The sequence below is a fragment of the Acinetobacter sp. 'aerobic (ED)' genome (assembly GCF_904886855.1).
GTDB lineage: Bacteria > Pseudomonadota > Gammaproteobacteria > Pseudomonadales > Moraxellaceae > Acinetobacter > Acinetobacter courvalinii.
In genome coordinates, this window is record NZ_CAJHGI010000023.1 from 1 (window position 1) to 507 (window position 507).

Below are 507 nucleotides of genomic sequence, written 5' to 3' on the forward strand. Positions count from 1 at the left end.
CAGCGAGTTAGACAAAGGCTGGAACTTGCAATCGAACGGTGCCAATAGTGGCGCAGTCAAAGCGGGTGACACGGTTGATATCGGTACAGCAGATGGCGAAGAGAACCTGCAAGTTGCGAAAGACGGCAACAACATCAAGTACAGCCTGAACCGTGACCTGAAAGTCGATAGCGTGACTGCGGGCGATACCGTGATTAACAACGACGGTATGACCATTACTGGCGGTCCAAGCGTAACCAAATCCGGTATTGATGCTGCGGGCACGACCATCAGCAATGTAGGACCGGGTGTTGCAGGAACTGATGCAGTTAACGTAGATCAACTTAACCAAGCGAGCCAGGACTTAACTGACAAAGGCTTCGGTTTAACCGCACAAGACGGCAGCACTGTTCAGAAGAAACTGGGCGAAGCGGTTGATGTGGTTGGCGCTGATTCAAATATCAGCACCAAAGTTCAAGACGGTAAAGTGGCGATTGAACTGGCCAAAGACCTGAAAGTCGATAGCGT

1 pseudogene is annotated in these 507 nt (G+C 50.9%); it reads left to right on the top strand.

Annotation, left to right across the window (positions count from 1 at the left end):
• Nucleotides 1-507: pseudogene (locus JO943_RS18465) on the top strand (hemagglutinin); the annotation flags it as partial.